The organism is Cnuibacter physcomitrellae, assembly GCF_014640535.1.
Classification (GTDB): domain Bacteria; phylum Actinomycetota; class Actinomycetes; order Actinomycetales; family Microbacteriaceae; genus Cnuibacter; species Cnuibacter physcomitrellae.
In genome coordinates, this window is the sequence record NZ_BMHD01000001.1 from 3,205,980 (window position 1) to 3,223,623 (window position 17,644).

Annotated in this window: 18 protein-coding genes; 14 read left to right on the forward strand and 4 right to left on the reverse strand. The window is 69.5% G+C overall.

What is annotated here, in order from left to right; all coding sequences use genetic code 11:
* Nucleotides 1-55: 55 nt before the first annotated feature.
* From IEX69_RS15000 to IEX69_RS15055, 12 genes are all read left to right on the forward strand, one after another.
* Nucleotides 56-1,351, forward strand: a complete 1,296-nt coding sequence (locus IEX69_RS15000) for an ABC transporter substrate-binding protein (protein ID WP_085018252.1) — start codon at nt 56-58, stop codon at nt 1,349-1,351.
* Nucleotides 1,352-1,416: 65 nt separating this feature from the next.
* Entirely contained in the window at nt 1,417-2,382 is a 966-nt protein-coding gene (locus IEX69_RS15005; protein WP_085018254.1) for a carbohydrate ABC transporter permease, read from the forward strand.
* A 2-nt stretch (nt 2,383-2,384) separates the two neighbouring features.
* Complete coding sequence (locus tag IEX69_RS15010; protein WP_085018256.1) at nt 2,385-3,221, forward strand: carbohydrate ABC transporter permease; 837 nt, start codon at nt 2,385-2,387, stop codon at nt 3,219-3,221.
* Nucleotides 3,222-3,276: 55 nt separating this feature from the next.
* Nucleotides 3,277-4,071 (forward strand): TIM barrel protein, encoded by a 795-nt coding sequence (locus IEX69_RS15015; RefSeq protein WP_085018258.1) that lies wholly within the window; start codon nt 3,277-3,279, stop codon nt 4,069-4,071.
* Complete coding sequence (gene carA, locus IEX69_RS15020) at nt 4,068-5,615, forward strand: c-glycoside 3-oxidase CarA (RefSeq protein WP_085018260.1); 1,548 nt, start codon at nt 4,068-4,070, stop codon at nt 5,613-5,615. The genes IEX69_RS15015 and carA overlap by 4 nt, the downstream gene beginning before the upstream one ends.
* An 89-nt stretch (nt 5,616-5,704) precedes the next feature.
* Nucleotides 5,705-6,103 (forward strand): C-glycoside deglycosidase beta subunit domain-containing protein, encoded by a 399-nt coding sequence (locus IEX69_RS15025; protein WP_308420506.1) that lies wholly within the window; start codon nt 5,705-5,707, stop codon nt 6,101-6,103.
* Nucleotides 6,100-7,203, forward strand: a complete 1,104-nt coding sequence (locus IEX69_RS15030; RefSeq protein ID WP_085018262.1) for a sugar phosphate isomerase/epimerase family protein — start codon at nt 6,100-6,102, stop codon at nt 7,201-7,203. Before IEX69_RS15025 ends, IEX69_RS15030 begins: the two co-directional genes overlap by 4 nt.
* Before the next feature lie 29 nt (nt 7,204-7,232).
* Nucleotides 7,233-8,261 (forward strand): sugar phosphate isomerase/epimerase family protein, encoded by a 1,029-nt coding sequence (locus IEX69_RS15035; protein WP_085018264.1) that lies wholly within the window; start codon nt 7,233-7,235, stop codon nt 8,259-8,261.
* Nucleotides 8,262-8,278: 17 nt separating this feature from the next.
* Complete coding sequence (locus tag IEX69_RS15040; RefSeq protein ID WP_085018266.1) at nt 8,279-9,058, forward strand: nuclear transport factor 2 family protein; 780 nt, start codon at nt 8,279-8,281, stop codon at nt 9,056-9,058.
* Nucleotides 9,059-9,067: 9 nt separating this feature from the next.
* Entirely contained in the window at nt 9,068-9,466 is a 399-nt protein-coding gene (locus IEX69_RS15045) for a C-glycoside deglycosidase beta subunit domain-containing protein (RefSeq protein WP_085018268.1), read from the forward strand.
* Complete coding sequence (locus IEX69_RS15050) at nt 9,463-10,662, forward strand: Gfo/Idh/MocA family protein (protein WP_085018270.1); 1,200 nt, start codon at nt 9,463-9,465, stop codon at nt 10,660-10,662. The genes IEX69_RS15045 and IEX69_RS15050 overlap by 4 nt, the downstream gene beginning before the upstream one ends.
* Nucleotide 10,663: 1 nt before the next feature.
* A complete protein-coding gene (locus tag IEX69_RS15055; RefSeq protein WP_085018272.1) occupies nt 10,664-11,671 on the forward strand; it encodes a sugar phosphate isomerase/epimerase family protein in 1,008 nt (335 codons plus the stop codon).
* Between the two features lie 290 nt (nt 11,672-11,961).
* On the opposite strand, the gene IEX69_RS15060 is transcribed toward IEX69_RS15055, so the two are convergent.
* The 3 genes from IEX69_RS15060 to IEX69_RS15070 are packed head-to-tail and all read right to left on the reverse strand — an operon-like array spanning nt 11,962 to nt 14,298.
* On the reverse strand, nt 11,962-12,849 hold the full coding sequence (locus IEX69_RS15060) for a ThuA domain-containing protein (protein ID WP_085018274.1): 888 nt from the start codon (nt 12,847-12,849) through the stop codon (nt 11,962-11,964).
* Nucleotides 12,846-13,889: an IolE/MocC family protein gene (locus IEX69_RS15065; RefSeq protein ID WP_229756375.1), complete on the reverse strand. Its 1,044-nt coding sequence runs from the start codon at nt 13,887-13,889 to the stop codon at nt 12,846-12,848. Before IEX69_RS15065 ends, IEX69_RS15060 begins: the two co-directional genes overlap by 4 nt.
* A complete protein-coding gene (locus tag IEX69_RS15070) occupies nt 13,876-14,298 on the reverse strand; it encodes a hypothetical protein (RefSeq protein ID WP_085018278.1) in 423 nt (140 codons plus the stop codon). Before IEX69_RS15070 ends, IEX69_RS15065 begins: the two co-directional genes overlap by 14 nt.
* 96 nt (nt 14,299-14,394) lie before the next feature.
* Here IEX69_RS15070 and IEX69_RS15075 point away from each other — a divergent pair, with 96 nt between their 5' ends.
* A complete protein-coding gene (locus IEX69_RS15075) occupies nt 14,395-15,339 on the forward strand; it encodes a sugar phosphate isomerase/epimerase family protein (RefSeq protein ID WP_217348664.1) in 945 nt (314 codons plus the stop codon).
* Nucleotides 15,336-16,301, forward strand: a complete 966-nt coding sequence (locus tag IEX69_RS15080; protein ID WP_085018282.1) for a sugar phosphate isomerase/epimerase family protein — start codon at nt 15,336-15,338, stop codon at nt 16,299-16,301. The genes IEX69_RS15075 and IEX69_RS15080 overlap by 4 nt, the downstream gene beginning before the upstream one ends.
* 36 nt (nt 16,302-16,337) lie before the next feature.
* On the opposite strand, the gene IEX69_RS15085 is transcribed toward IEX69_RS15080, so the two are convergent.
* On the reverse strand, nt 16,338-17,600 hold the full coding sequence (locus IEX69_RS15085; protein ID WP_085018284.1) for an ROK family protein: 1,263 nt from the start codon (nt 17,598-17,600) through the stop codon (nt 16,338-16,340).
* Nucleotides 17,601-17,644 lie beyond the last annotated feature (44 nt).

The window sequence follows — 17,644 nt, forward strand, 5'->3', positions numbered from 1 at the left end:
CAGCAGGTGCCTCGGACGGACGAGTCGCCGACAACGAAGTCAGAAAGGCTGGGACATGACACAGCATCGTCGCTCTCGCGTCCTCCGCACCGGCCTGGTGGCGTCCGTCGCCGCCGGGGCCCTGATCCTCGCAGGATGCTCCAGCTCCAGCGGCGGCTCGGACTCGGGCGGAGACCAGAACTCCTTCTCGTTCACCTTCGCCACCTCCAACAACCTCAAGAGCCCGTACCAGTCGCTCGCCGAGCTCTACATGCAGGAGAACGCGGGCGTCACCATCACCACGAACCCGACTCCGAACGACAAGTACGGCGAGACCATCCGCACGCAGCTCTCCGCAGGCAACGCGTCCGACGTCATCCAGACCACCCCCGGATCGGGCGACGCCCGCGGCCTGGTGCCCCTGGCCGAGGCCGGCTTCCTCGAGCCGCTGGGCGACACCGCGACCGCCCTCATCCCCAAGGGCAGCGAGTCCGTCTTCCAGTACGACGGCAAGACCTACGGCCAGCCCCTCGACTTCACCATCGGCTCGATCGTGGCCAGCATGGGCACGGCCGGCATGAACGGCATCACGGAGTTCCCGACCACGATGGACGACCTGTACAAGGACTGCTCCGCCCTCGCGGACCAGGGCAAGTCGATGTTCGCGGTCGCCGGCGCCGCCGGACCGAACGCCGGCCTCACCGCCCAGGCCATCGCGGCATCGCGCGTCTACGGCGAGAACCCGGACTGGAACCAGGACCGCGCCGACGGCAAGACCACCTTCGCCGACACGCAGGGATGGAAGGACACCCTCCAGGCGATCCTCGACCTCAACGCGGGCAAGTGCTTCCAGCCCGGCGTCGAGGGTGCGGGCTTCGACGCCATCACCAACGGCCTCGCCGGCGGAACCTCCATCGGCGGCTTCATCCCGTCCGGATCCGCGGTGGAGATCGCCCAGGCGGCTCCGGCCGAGGCGGACTTCAAGATCCAGCCCTTCCCGGCGGCGACGGGCGGCAAGCCCTACATCCTCGCCAGCTCGAACTACACGATGTCGATCAACGCGAAGTCGCAGGCGAAGGACGCGGCGAACAAGTTCCTCGACTGGCTGGCGACCCCCGAGGCGCAGCAGAAGTACTTCGAGTTCTCGGGGGAGCTGCCGGTCTCGGCCTACCAGGACATGGACCTGTCCGACACGGTCTACTCCACGGTGGTCGACCTGATCAAGGACGGCAGCTACGCGCCGCTGCCCGCCAACGTCTGGCCGAACCCCTCGGTCTACCAGGCGCTCCAGACGGGAGTCCAGGGCCTGCTGACCGGTCAGAAGACGGTCGACCAGGTGCTCGGCGACATGGACTCCGCCTGGGACCAGTGACCTGACGCCGGCCGGGGGAGCGATCCCCCGGCCGGCTCTTCGGCATCGATGACGATGAGGACACGATGAGCACAACCCTCTCCACCCGTTCCGACCGCACCACCACCACCACGGCGGAAGGACGACAGCGAGCAGACCGCGCGGCGGAGCCCCGCCGCAGGCGCTCGCGCGAACTGAAGTTCGGCTACTGGTGGTGGGCTCTCCCCGGGATCCTCTTCGTCCTCGCGATCCACTACGTCGCGACCTCGATCGGCGGGTTCTTCGCCTTCACGAACTGGTCGGGCATCGGCGCGTTCGACTGGATCGGCCTGGACAACTTCGTGAAGATCTTCCAGGACTCCACGAAGTTCGGGGCCCTCCTCAACACCCTCTTCCTCGCCTTCGGGTCGGTGATCCTCAGCAACGTCGCCGGCCTCGCCCTCGGTCTGGGCCTGAATCGCGGACTGAAGTCGCGCTACGTCCTGCGCGTGCTGTTCTTCATGCCGGTGGTCCTCAGCCCGCTGGCCGTGTCGTACATCTGGAAGTTCATCTTCGACTTCAACGGTCCGATCAACCTCGCCCTGCGGGGCATGGGGCTCGGCGAGTACGCCAAGTCCTGGACGGCCGACCCCCAGTGGGCGATCTGGACCGTCCTGATCGTCCTGGTGTGGCAGAACACCGGCATCGCGATGGTCATCTACATGGCCGGGCTCTCCTCCGTCCCCATCGAGGTCGAGGAGGCGGCCGCCATCGACGGCGCCACTCTCTGGCAGCGCTTCTGGCACGTGACGCTCCCCGGCATCCGTCCCGCCGTCGCCATCGCGACCACCCTCGGGCTGGTGAACGGGCTCAGGGTGTTCGACCAGATCATGGCCCTCACCGGCGGCGGCCCCGCCGGCGCGACGGAGACCCTCGCCACGCAGGTCTACAAGGAGTCGTTCGCGCTCGGCAACTTCGGCTACGGCGCGGCTCTCGCCCTCGTCCTCACCGTCATCATCCTCGTCTTCGCGGTCATCCAGCAGCGGGCGACGAGCGGCCGAACGGAGAACTGACCATGTTCCGCTACACCAAGCTCACGGCCGTCCGCGAAGTCGGCTTCTGGCTGCTCGCCATCGTCTTCCTGGCTCCGTTCTACTTCCTCATCACCACCGCGTTGAAGTCGGATCGCGAGGCGATCACCTCCTCGACGCTCGCGCCGCCGACGTCGCCCGACTTCTCGAACTTCACGAAGGTCCTCTCGGCGACCGGCAACTCCAACGTGGTGATGGGCCTGATCAACAGCGTCATCATCACGGCGGGATGCATCGTGCTGCTGATCCTCCTCGGCTCGCTCACGGGATACGTGATCTCGCGGAGCACACGTCGCTGGAGCCGGTGGGTGTTCTACCTCTTCCTCATCGCGATCGTGCTGCCGACCCAGCTCGGCACCGTTCCGCTCTACATCGGGGCCCGGGCGGTGGGACTGACCGGGTCGGTCTGGGGAATGATCCTGCTCTTCACCGGGATGCTCCTGCCGCTGGCGATCTTCCTCTACGCCGGCTTCTTCCGCAGCCTCGGGATGGAGTACGAGGAGGCCGCGGCGATCGACGGCGCGAGCCGGACGCAGATCTTCTTCCGGATCGTGCTGCCGCTGATGGCGCCGGCCACCGGCACGGTCGCCGTGCTCGCGGGCCTCATCGTCTGGAACGACTTCTTCACGTCGCTGATCTTCCTCGGCGGATCGGCGAACCAGACGCTCCCCGTGGCCATGTACTACTACATCGGCTCGCTGGTGTCGTCGTGGAACCAGATCTTCGCGATCGTGATCGTCTCGATGATCCCGATCCTCGCCTTCTTCCTGTTCGCGCAGAAGAAGTTCATGCAGGGGTTCGCGGGCGGCCTCAAGGGCTGACGCCCTACGCCCGCACCAGTCCAGCATCCGCCTCCGTCACGAAAGCAGTGATCCCATGTACGTACTCGCGCCCAACATCGAGCTCCTCTACACCGAGGCCGGCGACTACCAGGACCGCGTCCGCGCGGCCGCCGCGGCCGGCTTCACCGCCGTGGAGTTCTGGGGACCGACCGGTGTCGACGCCCCGGCGAAGCCGAAGGACGTCCCGGCCGTGAAGGCGGCGCTCGAGGAGACCGGCACGACCCTCGTCGCGCAGCTCGCCGAGCCGCGCACGCAGTTCATGATCCCGCCGCGCGACCACTCCGCGTTCTACGCCAAGCTCGACGAGGGCGTCGCCATCGCGCAGGAGCTCGGCTGCCCGCGCATCGTCGTCGGCAGCGGGACGGGCTTCGGGGGATCGAAGCGCCAGACGCAGCTCGACGACCTCATCGAGATCTACCGGAAGGCGATCGCCCAGATCGACGGCTCGGGCATCACGCTCGTCCTCGAGCCGGTCAACGTGCGCGTCGACCACCCGGGGTCGCTCCTGGATCGCACCGCGGAAGCGGTGTACGTCGCGCGCGGTGTCGACTCGCCGTTCTTCGGCGTGCTCTACGACATCTACCACTCCGCCGTCGAGGGCGAGGACATGGCCGCCGAGCTCGCGAACGGCGGCGACCTCATCAAGTACGTCCAGCTGGCGGATGCACCCGGCCGCGGCGAGCCCGGCACGGGCGACCTCGACTGGGAGGAGCGCCTCGGCACCCTCCGCACCGCGGGCTACGACGGCCCGATCGGCCTCGAGTACTACCCGACGACGGAGAGCAACGCTTCGGTGGCGCTCATCCGCGACGTCGCCGCCCGAGCATGAGCGAGAGCCGGTACCCCGCCGAGGTCGACGTCGTCATCGTCGGCAGCGGTCCCACCGGCGCCGCGTACGCCCGCATCCTCAGCGAGGACGCCCCGGAGCTGACGATCGCGATGCTCGAGGTGGGTCCGACCGTGACCTCGCCCCCCGGCGCCCACGTCAAGAACATCGTCGACGCCGGTGACCGCGCGAGAGCCCAGCTGCTGTCGGAGGGGCCGGGCGCGGGGGACGCGACCTTCAACAGCCCCACCGCGCTCGCGGAAGGGCGGCGCAAGGCGCGCCCCGGCACGTTCCTCCTGCCCGACGGCGCCTACGCCACCGAGGGCGACGGACTGCCGCTCGCCGCGATGTCGAGCAACGTGGGCGGCATGGGCGCCCACTGGACCGCCGCCTGCCCGCGGCCGGGGGCGAGCGAGCGGATCGGCTTCCTCGAGGCGGACGGCGAGCTCGACCGGCTGCTCGACGAGGCCGAACGCCTGCTCGGGGTGACGCGCGACGCGTTCGACGGCGCCCCCTTCGGGGACCTGCTGCGCGAGCGCCTCGCCGCCGCCGTCGGCGAGGGCCGCGTCGCGGCGTCGAAGGTGCAGCGGATGCCGCTCGCCGTGCACCGGCGGGAGGACGGCCGGCTCGTCTGGTCGGGGTCGGATGTGGTGCTCGGCGACGTCACGCGCGCCAACCCGCGCTTCCGGCTGATCGACGAGACCCTGGTGACCCGCGTGCTCGTCGAGGACGGTCGCGCCGCCGGCGTCTCCGTCACCGACCGCCGGACCGGCGAGGACCACACGATCGCCGCCCGCTCCGTCGTCGTCGCGGCCGATGCCCTCCGCACCCCGCAGCTGCTCTGGGCTTCCGGCATCCGCCCGGATGCGCTGGGCCGCTACCTCAACGACCAGTCGCAGGTGGTCTACGCGTCGCGCATCACCGGGATCGACCCGGCCGAGGCGGGCACCGAGCCCGCGACCACCGGCGGGGGTGGCGCGCTCAGCGAGTCGAGCGGCGTGAGCTGGGTGCCCTTCACCGACGACCTGCCCTTCCACGGGCAGATCATGCAGCTCGACGCGTCCCCGGTCCCGCTCGCCGAGGACGATCCGGTCGCCCCCGGCTCGATCGTGGGGCTGGGCCTGTTCTGCGCGAAGGACATCCGTCGAGACGATCGGCTGACCTTCTCCGACACGGAGCCCGACGCGTACGGCATGCCCGGCATCCGCGTGCACTACTCGCTGACCGAGGCCGACCACGACGCCATCGGGCGCGCCGACGAGCAGATCCGTCTGCTGGCGGATGCCGTGGGCGAGCCCCTCGGCGATCGGCCGTTCCAGCTCCCGCTCGGCGCGTCCCTGCACTACCAGGGGACGACCCGGATGGGGGAGACCGACGACGGCGAGAGCGTCTGCGGGCCCACGAGCGAGGTCTGGGCGGTGTCGGGGCTGTTCGTGGCCGGGAACAACGTCATCCCGACGGCGACCGCGTGCAACCCCACGCTCACCTCGGTCGCCCTCGCGGTGAAGGGGGCTCGCGCCCTCATCGCCGCCCGCGCCGGTGATTGACTTATGTCGGAATTCGACATTACGATGACAGAAGAAGGACAAAGCCGTCGCCAGCCCCTGGTGGGCCCGGGGACGATGACAAGGAGGTCATGGTGATTCCGGATCGGATCATCGAGCAGGATACGCTCAAGACCGACGGCAGGAAGACCGCCGTCGAGGTGCGACTGCCCTGGTACCGCTCGCTCCCCGCCGCCTCGGTCTCCGAGGTCGAGTTCAGCGTCGACGGCGTCGCCGCCCCCGCCGACTCCCTGGTGTGGACGATGAACGGCCGCGACTGGAGGCTCAGCGAGCTCGAGGGCGTCATCGACGAGTGGTGGTTCCCCACCGACTCCGTCGTCGTGACCGGTGACATCCCGGTCGACGACCCGGATGCCGAGCACGAGGTGCGCGTCGCGCTCAAGCTCTACATCCCCTACATCGTGACCGACCACGGAGTGCTGCGCATCGAGGAGCACAACGAGAAGACCATGAAGGCGGTGGCGTCATGACGGACGCGCTCGGCACGCCCATCCAGGGCGTCACGCTCTACAGCTTCACCCGTGCCTTCCACGCCCGCGAGTACGACCTCGAGGGGCTGCTCCGCAAGGTCGCGGCCGAGGGCTACGGTCCGGGCGTCGAGATCATCGGCTTCTCGAGCATCCGCGACTTCCCCCACCTCGACGACCAGTTCGTCGGGTGGCTGAAGGACCTGTTCGCCGAGCTCGACCTGGTGCCCACCTCGCTCGCCGGCAACGGCGACTGGGCCGTCGACCCGCGGCGGATGATGAGCATCGACGAGGTCGTCGAGTACATGACCCCGCAGGTCGAGGCGGCCGCGAAGCTCGGCTTCCCGCTCGCGCGCATCACCCCGACCGGCCTGCCGCCGGAGTTCTTCGAGAAGATCCTCCCGGTCGCCGAGCGCACCGGCGTGACGCTCGCCCTCGAGGTGCATGCGCACCACCACGGCCGCCACGAGGACATCATCAAGCTCCGCGACGCGTTCGAGCGCATCGACTCCCCCCTCCTCGGCTTCACGGCGGACTGGGGTGCGACGGTCGTCGGCTTCGCCCCGTCACTGCTCGAGGCCTACCGCCGCCGCGGCGCGAGCGAGGAGCTGTTGACCGCGGTGAGCGACCTCTGGCAGCAGACCTATCGCGAGGGCCCGCCCGAGACGCAGGAAGCTCACGGTGAGCGCTTCGGAGCGTTCATCGGCCTCGCCCACCAGTACGGCCGCCCCGACCTCGGTGTCGACTTCGGCATCAACGGCACCGGCCTGTTCGGTCCCGCGCGGATCGACACGTGGGACGGCATCGCCCCGTGGATCCGCCACGTGCACGGCAAGTTCTTCGGCATCGACGAGAACGGCGAGGAGCCCTCTGTGCCCGTGCGCGGCCTCATCCGCTACCTCATCGAGCACGGCTACAGCGGCGCCGTCTCGAGCGAGTACGAGGGCTGGCACTGGAACCACTGGGAGAGCCCCTTCGACATCATCCGCGGGGAGCAGGCCGTGCAGCGCTCCGCCGCCGTCGACGCCGGGTCGCGCATGATCACCGACCCCGCCGAGGCCCGCGCCGTCCTGTCGTCGCACCTCGCCGCGCCCATCCACTGAACCCGCACCACCACATCCAGGAGACAGCCATGGCAGACGGAATCGCCGGCACCGGCATCAAGCTCGGCATCACGCTGTACTCGCTCACCAGCGAGTTCGCGGCGGGGATCTACACCCCCGAGACCCTCATCAAGGCCGCGGCCGACGAGGGGCTCGGGCCGGGCGTCGAGTTCAACATCGCGCAGATGCTGCGCACCTACCCCGACGTCGACGAGGAGTTCACGAAGCTCTGGTTCGACAGCCTCGAGAAGTACGGTCTCGAGGCCAGCGCGATCGGCACCAACCTCGACATGGGCCGCCGCAAGGGCCAGGACATGTCGCCCGACGAGGAGCACGAGTTCCTGGCGCGGCAGCTGAAGACCGCGCACACGCTCGGATTCAAGCGGATCGTCATCCGCTCCGCGGGCAAGGAGCTCTTGCGCAGCCTGCTCCCGCTCGCGGAGAAGTACGACCAGAAGCTGGGCTACGAGATCCACGCGCCCTCCGGCCCGAACGACCCGAAGGTGCTCGGCATCCGCGGGGTCTACGACGAGCTGCAGAGCGACCGCCTCGGCTTCACGGCCGACTTCTCGTCGACCATGCACAGCCTCTCGCCGCGCCTGCTCACCACGCTGCGGCAGATGGGCATGCCGGAGCAGTACTTCGAGGTGATGGACGAGATCTGGCACGAGCCCACCCCCATGCACGTGCGCAACCAGAAGTTCGAGGACTTCCTCACCTCGGAGGGCTTCGACTTCGCCCGCCTCGGGCCGTTCACCCGGCTCGCGTTCAACATGCACGGGCTCGTCCCGCCGGAGGAGTGGCTCGACATCATGCCGCAGATCTTCCACGTGCACGCGAAGTTCTACGACATCGACGAGACGGGCCAGGAGCCGGCGATGGACATCCCGCGCATCGTGAAGCAGTTCGTCGAGGGCGGCTACCAGGGCTACCTCTCGAGCGAGTGGGAGGGCCACGCGTTCTCCGACCTCGGCGAGGCCGACCCGATCGACCTGGTGAAGAAGCAGCACGCGCTCATGCGCCGTGCGATCGAAGAGACCGTGGCCGTCTCGGCCTGAGCAGGAGGAACACACTGATGACGGACATCGCAGAGCCCTCGGTCGCCGAGCTCGCCCAGGAGATCGCCCGCCTGCGCGACGAGGTCAGCGCCGCGCGCGGCCTCGCCCAGCGCGCGGAGGATCGCGGACAGGTCGAGAACCTGTTCAACCGGTACATGTACCTCCACAACGCGTTCGAGGACGAGCAGATCATCCCACTGTGGGTGAAGGAGGGGACCCCGGGCATCCGGGCCCGCTACACCAACGCCGGCCAGTACACGACGTGGGAGAGCGTGACCCGCTACCACCGCGACCGCCCGCACCCGGTCGGGAAGCTCATCCTGCACGCCACCACGACCCCCGTGGTCGAGGTGGCCGGCGACGGGCAGACCGCGAAGGGCGTCTGGCTCATGGCCGGCACCGAGTCGGGCCTGACCGATCCCGAGGTCGCCAAGGCGTTCCCCGACATGTACTCCCCGGAGGAGGTGCTCGGCAAGAAGGTCTGGGCCCACTGGGTCTGGTGCAAGTACGCGATCGACTTCCTCAAGCAGGACGGCGAGTGGAGGTTCTGGAAGTTCCGCTGCTACGAGCTCGCCCGCGCTCCCTTCGAGGAGAACTGGGTCAGCTTCGGCCTGAAGAACCAGGGCGCGTTCGACCTCGACCTCATGTACTTCGGCGACGACGGCAAGCCCGTCTTCATGCCGCCGGCCGACGAGCCCGTCCCGGCCCCGAACCACCCCTACAGCCCCGAGACCGTGCAGACGCTGGAGCCGGTCCCGCCGGTGGCGCACGACACGTTCGAAGACACCTTCAAGTAAGGAACACCGATGGCCACTCACAACTCCCTCTTCGCGGAGAAGGACGTCCGTCGCACCGACGACGGCATCGCGGTCTCCGTGCAGCTGCCCTGGTACCGCAGCCTCTGGCTCTCGGCCGTGGACGACGTCTCGGCGTCCGTCAACGGCGTGGAGGTGCCGAAGGACCGCATCCGCTTCGTGCTGAACGGCACCTCCTACCGTGTGGAGGAGCTGCCCGAGCAGTGGGACACGCTCTGGTTCGTCGCTGACCGGCCGGACGTCGCGATCTCGCTCGACGAGGTCCCGGCGGCGGGCGAGAAGCTCACCGTCGAGGTCGTCCTCACGATGCGGCTGCTCTACATGCAGATCGCCCCCGGCCGATACGTGACCAACCGCGTGCCGGTCGAGCGCGAGGTCGTGCTCGCATGAGCCTCCGGGTCGCCCTCATCGGCTACGGGTTCATGGGAGCGGCCCATTCGGTGGGCTGGCGCCAGGCGCCCGCCGTCTTCGACCTGCCCGAAGACGTCGAGAGGGCGGTGCTGGTCGGACGCAACGCCGCCGCCGTCGCTCAGGCCGCCCAGAAGTGGGGCTGGGCGGAGTCGGCGACGGACTGGCGCGAGGTGATCGCGCGGGACGACATCGACATCGTCGACATCGTCACGCCGGGCGACTCCCACGCGGAGATCGCCATCGCCGCGCTCGACGCGGGCAAGCACGTCCTCTGCGAGAAGCCGCTCGCCAACACGGTCGCCGAGGCGGAGGCCATGACGGCCGCCGCCGACCGTGCAGCCCAGTCCGGCGTGCGCGCCATGGTGGGCTTCACCTACCGGCGCGTGCCTGCCGTGACGCTCCTCCGTGACCTCGTCGCCGCGGGCAAGGTGGGCACGGTGCAGCAGGTGAGGGCCGCGTACCGCCAGGACTGGCTGGTCGACCCCGAGATGCCCCTGGCCTGGCGGCTGCAGAAGGAGCACGCCGGCTCGGGAGCCCTGGGCGACATCGGCGCGCACATCATCGACATGACCCAGTTCGTGACCGGTCAGCGGATCGCCTCGGTCTCGGGCACGATGGACACGATCGTGAAGCAGCGCCCGCTCCTCGGATCCGGATCCGGTCTCTCCGGCACCGCATCCGACGGCTACGGCGACGTCACGGTCGACGACGTCGCGCTCTTCACCGGACGGCTCGAGAGCGGCGCGCTGGCCTCGTTCGAGGCGACGCGCTTCGCCACGGGGCGGAAGAACGCTCTCACCCTCGAGGTCTCGGGCGACCGGGGAGCGCTGGCGTTCGACCTCGAGGACCTCAACACCCTGCAGTTCTACGACCGCACCGCGCCGGACGAGCTGCAGGGGTTCACGAGGATCCTCGTGACCGAGGCCGAGCATCCGTACGTCGCCGCATGGTGGCCCGCGGGTCACATGCTGGGCTATGAGCACGGGTTCGTTCACCAGGCGAAGGATCTGGTCGAGGCGATCGCGTCCGGCCAGGATGCGCATCCGACGTTCGAGGAGGGGCTCGCGGTGCAGCGGGTGCTCGCCTCGGTCGAGGCCAGCGCCGTGCGCGATTCGGCCTGGGTGGATGCGCTGGCCACGGTCGACGCCGTGGAGAAGACAGGACAGGAGAGCTGAGATGACCCGCCCGATCACGTTGTTCACCGGCCAGTGGGCGGACCTCCCCTTCGAGGAGGTCGCGCGACTGGCGGGTGAATGGGGCTACGACGGACTCGAGATCGCCTGCTGGGGCGACCACATCGACGTCTCCCGCTGGGACGACGCCGAGTACGTCCAGAGCCGACGCGACATCCTCGCGCGGCACGGGCTCGAGGTCTACGCGATCTCGAACCATCTCACCGGCCAGGCGGTCTGCGACGACCCGATCGACCAGCGGCACCGCGACATCCTCTCGGACCGCGTGTGGGGCGACGGCTCACCCGAAGGAGTGCGCGAGCGCGCCGCCGAGGACCTGAAGGACACGGCGCGGTTCGCCGCCGCGCTCGGAGTGAAGACGGTCAACGGCTTCAGCGGGTCGAGCATCTGGAAGTACGTGGCGATGTTCCCGCCCGCATCCGACGAGATGATCGACGCCGGATACCGCGACTTCGCGGAGCGATGGAACCCCATCCTCGACGTGTTCGAGGAGGTCGGGGTGCGGTTCGCCCTCGAGGTGCACCCGTCGGAGATCGCGTACGACTACTGGACGGCCAAGCGCACGCTGGAGGCGATCGGTCATCGGCCCTCGTTCGGGTTCAACTTCGACCCGTCGCACTTCGTCTGGCAGCAGCTCGACAGCGTCGCGTTCGTGCTCGACTTCGCCGACCACATCTTCCACGTGCACTGCAAGGAGTCCGTGACGAACCTCGACGGCCGCAACGGCGTGCTGGGGTCGCACTTGAACTGGGCGAACCCCCGTCGCGGCTGGACGTTCGTGTCGACCGGCCACGGCGCCGTGCCGTGGGAGCCGCTGTTCCGTGCGCTCAACTCCATCGGCTACGACGGGCCCACGAGCGTGGAGTGGGAGGACGCCGGCATGGACCGGCTCGTGGGCGCGCCCGAGGCGCTCGCGTTCGTGCGGAAGCTCAACGCGATCACGCCCCCGCACGCCCTCTTCGACTCCGCCTTCTCCACGAAGGCGGACTGAGCCGCGCGGCCCGGGGTGGGGACCCCCGGCCGCACGGACCCGAGGGGCGGTGGTGTGGTGGCCACCGCCCCTCTTCTCGTCCCCACGCACGGGCGGGGCGCGCCTCGCGCGTGACCCGCGAGGCGGCGGCAGCGCTCCCGGGTGCGCCAACTCCGGACTTTCGGCCGGACACGCCGCCGAAAGTCCGGAGTTGGCGCAGTCGCAGCCGAATCTCCGGAGTTGCCTCTCGGCCTCCGGGCTGAGCGCGACGAATCCCGCCGGTCGGCGGATGCAGCGCGGACGGGGGCGGATCAGCCCTCGCGGTTGTAGTAGGGCCAGGGGTTGATGCGGCGGTCGCCGCGGCGGTCGGGGCCGGTGAGGGTGACCTCGCCGGTGGCGGCCCACTCGACGCCCCGGGGGAACATGCGGATGAACTCGATCCGCCGGAAGGTGTCGATGTCGTGGCCGATCGTGATGGTGAAGGAGCGGCCCGCGCCGTACTCGTTGATCCAGGCGAGGGGCTGGTCGGTGTTGATGCCCGGCAGCTCGGCGATCCCACCCTCGGGGATGTCGACGGGATAGTGCGACATCGGCCACACCGGAGCCTTCTCGTACGCCTCGAGATCGTCGAAGGTTGTCAGCAGCACCTGGGCGCCCTCGTACATCTGGACGCCGACGAGGATGTCGTCACCCGTGACGGTCCACGTCTCGTTGATCCCCTCGGTGATCGGATGCCGCGGCTCCGCGGTGCGCAGGAGCGCCTCACCCCACGGGCGCGGGCGGAGGCCCGTCTCCCAGGCGCTGAGCTTCGCCCCGCGCATGACGTTGTACTCCTCCGGGTAGCCCCAGCGGTCCTCCTGCGCGGCCGAGCCGTGGAACCACACGATCCCCTTGCCGTCGTCGTGGACGAACCTCAGGATCGCGGCATCCGTCTCGGCGCCGAATCCGGTGGCCATGTCGTGGTAGCCATCACGCCCCTCGAAGACGACGATCAGCACGTCGTACTTGTCGATCACCGCAGCGGGCAGGCCGCGCGGATCCTCGACCACGCGCACCTTGAACCTGCCGGTGTCCTCGAGCAGGGTCGTGATCCACTCGTTGTGCTTGCGGAAGCTTCGGAACTCGTTGTCGTGCTCGGTCGTCATGTGTCCCGAGAGGATGAGGACGTCCAGGACGGGCTTGTCGGTGGCGGTGGTCATCGTGCTCCTTGTGGTGCGGCGGATGCGCGTGCGGCCCCCACGAGGAGGGAGTGCCGCGCGAGGTCGAGGTGGGCGCGTGTCATGGCGGTCGGGTCGTCGTCGAGCCAGGCGTGTCCGCCCCACTCGCTCGCCAGGGTGCCGGTGAAGCCGACGCCCGCGAGCGCCTCGCCCACGGCGCGGAGGGGGTCGCTCACGCGACCGTCCTGGTCGTCGAGGTCCCAGAACTTGAGGTGGACGGCCGAGACGAAGGGCAGCACGTCGGCGAGCTCCGAGACGTCCGACCGTCCGAAGCGCACGACCATGTCCATGTAGAGGGTGTGCAGGTGGGGCGGCACGCCGCCCTCGCGGAGGAGCGCGAGGACGGCGAGCCGGGTCTGGGGGTCGCGCCACCGATCGGTGAGCTGCGACAGGAACGCCTGCGGCAGACCCGCGGCGGTGAGCCGCTCGAGGTACGTGACCGGGAGCGCGGGCATGAGCATGCTGATGTCGAGCACGAGACGCAGGTGCGGGTCATCCAGTCCGACGAGATGGTCGTACGCGGCGGCGGACTCGGGGGAGGAAGGCGTCTGCGATCCCTGCACCTCCTCGAAGAGCACGAGGTCGTGCTCGTGGAGCAGCGGCAGGAGTCGCTCGATGAGCGCCGGCCCGGCCTGGCCGAGCGGCAGGCGCAGGCCGAGCGCTCCGAGACGGCTCGCCGCGTGCAGCTGGGGGAGGAGGAACTCGAAGCGCTCGTCGTCGCTGCGCCGGCGGGTGGGGCTGTTCCAGTCGTCGATGCTCGCTCCGAAGATCCCGATGCGCCCGCCCGCTGCGGCGAGCGCTCCGGACAGCTCGTCGAGCTCCTCGGGCGTCGGATCGGGGAAGGAGCGGAGCGCCTGCCCCGCCTCCAGCTCGATGACGCTCGCGACGCCGTCGTGCGCGACGCCGGCGATGATGTCGCGCGCGGACCGTTCTGCCCGGATGACCTCGGGGGTCCAGTTGAAGGAGCTGGCGGCGAGGGTCCATCCGGCGGGCAGGGCGTCGAGCGCGTCAGAGGACGTCACGGGACACCTCCGAGGCGCGAGCATGAGACGTCTCCGGGCGGGCGGTGAGCTCGCAACGCACCTCGAACGGCAGCGTGAGCGGCGCATCCGGCCCGGCCGGGAGGTACGGGATGGCGAGCCGGAAGGTGACGAGCACGTCGTGCACGCCCTCCGGCAGGATCGTGGATGCGCGGAGCACCAGCCTGTCCTGGAGGAACCACCAGCGCGTCTCCTGGGCGAGTTCGCCGGGGGCGATCAGCCGACCACCGAGGTCGACGAGGAGGTCGTCGACGGGGGCGCCGTCGATCGAGAGCGCGAGGTCGAGCACGCTCGAGAGCGGCAACGACCGGATCCACGGCAGCGACAGCCGGACGACGACATCGGCGCCGTCGACGGTCAGCGCGTCGTCGCGGAGGGCGGGCAGGGTCATGGGGGCGTGCACTTCCTCGTGTACCGGATGGGCCACTTGCGTCAGCAATGTACATGCTAATGTCGGATTTAGGAAGAAGTAGCGGAGGAGGCCACGATGAAGTGGAGTTACATGGACCACTGGCGCAGCCAGTCGCCCCACGGTCCGATCGACCAGTGGGAGTCGCGCGCCACGATGGACCGGTTCCTCAAGCAGGTCGCCGCCGTGGGCTACGACGCGATCGACACCTTCGACTTCCGCTGGTACCAGATCATGGGCGAGTACGGCTCGGTCGCGAACTACCAGGAGTACGTGCAGGAGCACGGGCTCGATCGGATCGTGAACACCTTCCACGCCGCGGACTACGACCCGCGGAACTACGCTCCCCACATCCCGGCGACGCACGCGAACATCCTCGAGGACTTCCGCGTGACGATGGATCGCTGGTCGGGGATCCAGCTCGACAACATCATCGTCATGCCCGCGACGCTCTACTACGACATGGAGCCCGTGACGGAGGACAAGCTCAAGATCACGGCCGACCTGTGGAACCAGGTCGGCGCCATCACGAAGGATGCGGGGGTGAGGCTCACCTGCCACCACGAGTTCTTCTGCGGGATCCAGTCGCGGTGGGAGCTCGACACCTTCTACGCGCACACCGACCCCGAGTACGTCCACCTCTTCGTCGACACCGCGCAGCACTGCATCGCCTCGGTGGACCCGATCGAGTTCTACGAGGCGTACGCCGACCGCGTGAGCGGCTTCCACTTCAAGGACACCCGGAACCACGACCTCATCGGCGACTACCGACGGCGTCCCGACTCGGAGATCATGGCCGACACGACCGAGCGCTGGTTCTACGAGATGGGCGACGAGGGCGGGCTGGTGGACTTCGAGGGCTTCATCCGCGCGGTGGCCCGGCGCGGCTTCGACGGGTACCTGAGCGTCGAGCACGACAAGGCGAACAAGCTCGGCGGCGACCACGCCGAGAGCACCGCGATCGCCGCCTGGTATGCCAAGAACGTGCTCGAGCGCGTCGCAGCAGAGGAGGTGGCGAAGTGATCCGCTGGGGCTACGCCATCAACCAGTTCAAGCCGCAGTTCGACGACTTCGTCCGCCGTCGCCAGCACCGCCGGGCCCTCCAGGTGATCGCCGCCTCCGGCTTCACCGGGGTCGAGCTCTCCGCGGGGAGCGGACGGTGGGAACCGCTCGGCAATCCGCGGCAGATAGAGGCGAACTTCGGCTCGATCGCCGGTTTCGGCGAGTTCGTCCGGGCCGCGGCGCTCGACTCGGTGAGCAGCTGGTACTGGGACCCTGCGCTGCGCCTGGGCGAGGACCTCACGCACGGCGACGATCCGCTCGACCCGTCTGCACGAGACGGCCTCGTCGGTCACGCGACGTGGTTCGCCACGGCCCTCGCGGAGCTGGGCGGCGACGTCCTCGTGGTGCGGCCCGCGCCTCTCGCGGGTCAGTCCGCCCCGCTCGACGAGGCGGCGATCCGGACTCTCGCGGAGTCGTGGCAGGCGGTCGCGGCGGCGCTCGAGCCGCTCGGGGTGAAGCTCGCCCTCCACGTCGACTTCCTCTCCTCGTTGCGCCGCGACGACGGTCTCGAGCGACTGCTGGCCGCCTCGGATGCGTCGGTCGGGCTCGCGCTCGACACAGCCGAGCTCACCATCGCGGGCATCGACCCGATCGACCTCTACCGGCGCCACGCCGATCGCGTCGTGCACGTCCACCTGAAGAACGCGGCGGCCGTCGACGACGTCGACGACTACCTCCTGCCCGCCGGCGACTTCACGGTGCTGCGGGCGGGCGGCTCGCGGGCGGTGCCGCGCTGGTTCACCGAGCTCGCCACCGAGCCCCTGCTCGTCGACTCGCCCGCCTTCGTCAGGGCCCTCGCCGAGAACGGCTACGACGGCTGGGTGGTCGTCGAGAGCGACCTCAGCCCGCATCCGCCCACCAGCACGATGCTCAACGGCTGGGAGGTCCAGCACGTGCTCGCCCCTCTCGCCGCGGGCGGCTGAGATCAGCGGTCCAGAGCGCCCGAGGACGCCGCGCGGCTACGCCGCGGTGAGAGCGCTCTGGACGGTCGGGCGGCCGAGGGCGAACCAGCGGGGGAAGGTCACATCGAAGAGCTCTTCGCGGGCCAGCTCGGCGCCGCCCCGCAAAGGCTCGCGCTCGTCGTCGATCGATGCCACGATCTGGAGGTCGCGGGTGGCGAGCGGATGCGACAGCTCGTAGACGCGCTGCCTCACCTCGGCGAGGTAGAGCTCTCCGGCTGCGGCTGCGGCACCGCCGATCACGATGACGCCGGGGTTGAACATGTTGACGAGCGCCGCGATGGCCTCGCCGACGGTGCGTGCCGATCGCTGGATCAGGGAGATGGCGAGGGCGTCGCCGTCCTCCGCGGCCCGGGCGATGAGTTCGGGCGAGAGGGAGGCGCCCTCCTGCACGCGGCGCCCGAGGTAGCCGCTCGCTCCGTCGGCCAGCGCCGCGTCGGCGTCGCGGACCAGCGCCCAGCCACCGGCGACGGCCTCCAGGCATCCGGTCTTGCCGCAGCGGCAGAGCACGTCCGAGCCGCTGACCCGGACGTGGCCGATGTCGCCGGCAGCGCCGTTCGCTCCGCGGTGGATCCGGCCATGCGAGAGGAGCCCAGCGCCGATGCCCGAGCCGATCTTCACGTAGATGAGGTCGTCGTGCTGGTAGCGATGGGCGCGCTCGCTGAAGGCGAGGAGGTTCACGTCGTTGTCGACCCAGACGGGAGCGTCGAAGCGCTCCTCGAAGCGCCGTCGGACGTCGAACCCGTTCCAGCCGGGCATGATCGGCGGCGCCACCGGCCGTCCGGAGTCGAAGTCGACCGGACCGGGAAGCCCGACGGCCACGGCCCAGACCGGGACCTCGGCCTGGCGCTCGAGCAGGGTGTCCATCATGGCCAGCGCGGTGTCCATCGTCGCGGCGGGGCCCTGGGCGATGTCCCACCGGCTCTGGTCCTGATCCAGCAGCTGGCCCGCGAGGTCGGCGATGCCGACCCGCATGTGGAGCGCTCCGAGGGCGAAGATGAGGATGCGTCCCTGCTCCGACCGGAAGCGCAGCGTACGTGCCGCGCGTCCTCCGGTGGAGGGGGCGAACTCGCTGTCGGCCAGATAGCCGAGCTCGATGGCCTGGTCCACACGCTGGGTGACGACGCCGCGGCCGAGGCCCGTGACCCGGCTGATCTCAGGACGCGTGGTGGCTTCGCCTGTGCGCACGAGGTTGACGACCCGGAGGAGGCTCGTCACCTCGTCGGTCTGCGCGGCGAAGCGGAGGGTGGACTCGGTGGCCATGCATCGATGATCCCACAACTTCGACGAGTTCTGCTTCTAACTGG

Bases quoted from the DNA above. Each gene is read 5' to 3' on its own strand.
- IEX69_RS15000 (WP_085018252.1), top strand. From the start codon at position 56: ATGACACAGCATCGTCGCTCTCGCGTCCTCCGCACCGGCCTGGTGGCG.
- IEX69_RS15005 (WP_085018254.1), top strand. From the start codon at position 1,417: ATGAGCACAACCCTCTCCACCCGTTCCGACCGCACCACCACCACCACG.
- IEX69_RS15010 (WP_085018256.1), top strand. From the start codon at position 2,385: ATGTTCCGCTACACCAAGCTCACGGCCGTCCGCGAAGTCGGCTTCTGG.
- IEX69_RS15015 (WP_085018258.1), top strand. From the start codon at position 3,277: ATGTACGTACTCGCGCCCAACATCGAGCTCCTCTACACCGAGGCCGGC.
- carA (WP_085018260.1), top strand. From the start codon at position 4,068: ATGAGCGAGAGCCGGTACCCCGCCGAGGTCGACGTCGTCATCGTCGGC.
- IEX69_RS15025 (WP_308420506.1), top strand. From the start codon at position 5,705: ATGGTGATTCCGGATCGGATCATCGAGCAGGATACGCTCAAGACCGAC.
- IEX69_RS15030 (WP_085018262.1), top strand. From the start codon at position 6,100: ATGACGGACGCGCTCGGCACGCCCATCCAGGGCGTCACGCTCTACAGC.
- IEX69_RS15035 (WP_085018264.1), top strand. From the start codon at position 7,233: ATGGCAGACGGAATCGCCGGCACCGGCATCAAGCTCGGCATCACGCTG.
- IEX69_RS15040 (WP_085018266.1), top strand. From the start codon at position 8,279: ATGACGGACATCGCAGAGCCCTCGGTCGCCGAGCTCGCCCAGGAGATC.
- IEX69_RS15045 (WP_085018268.1), top strand. From the start codon at position 9,068: ATGGCCACTCACAACTCCCTCTTCGCGGAGAAGGACGTCCGTCGCACC.
- IEX69_RS15050 (WP_085018270.1), top strand. From the start codon at position 9,463: ATGAGCCTCCGGGTCGCCCTCATCGGCTACGGGTTCATGGGAGCGGCC.
- IEX69_RS15055 (WP_085018272.1), top strand. From the start codon at position 10,664: ATGACCCGCCCGATCACGTTGTTCACCGGCCAGTGGGCGGACCTCCCC.
- IEX69_RS15060 (WP_085018274.1), bottom strand. From the start codon at position 12,849: ATGACCACCGCCACCGACAAGCCCGTCCTGGACGTCCTCATCCTCTCG.
- IEX69_RS15070 (WP_085018278.1), bottom strand. From the start codon at position 14,298: ATGACCCTGCCCGCCCTCCGCGACGACGCGCTGACCGTCGACGGCGCC.
- IEX69_RS15075 (WP_217348664.1), top strand. From the start codon at position 14,395: ATGAAGTGGAGTTACATGGACCACTGGCGCAGCCAGTCGCCCCACGGT.
- IEX69_RS15085 (WP_085018284.1), bottom strand. From the start codon at position 17,600: ATGGCCACCGAGTCCACCCTCCGCTTCGCCGCGCAGACCGACGAGGTG.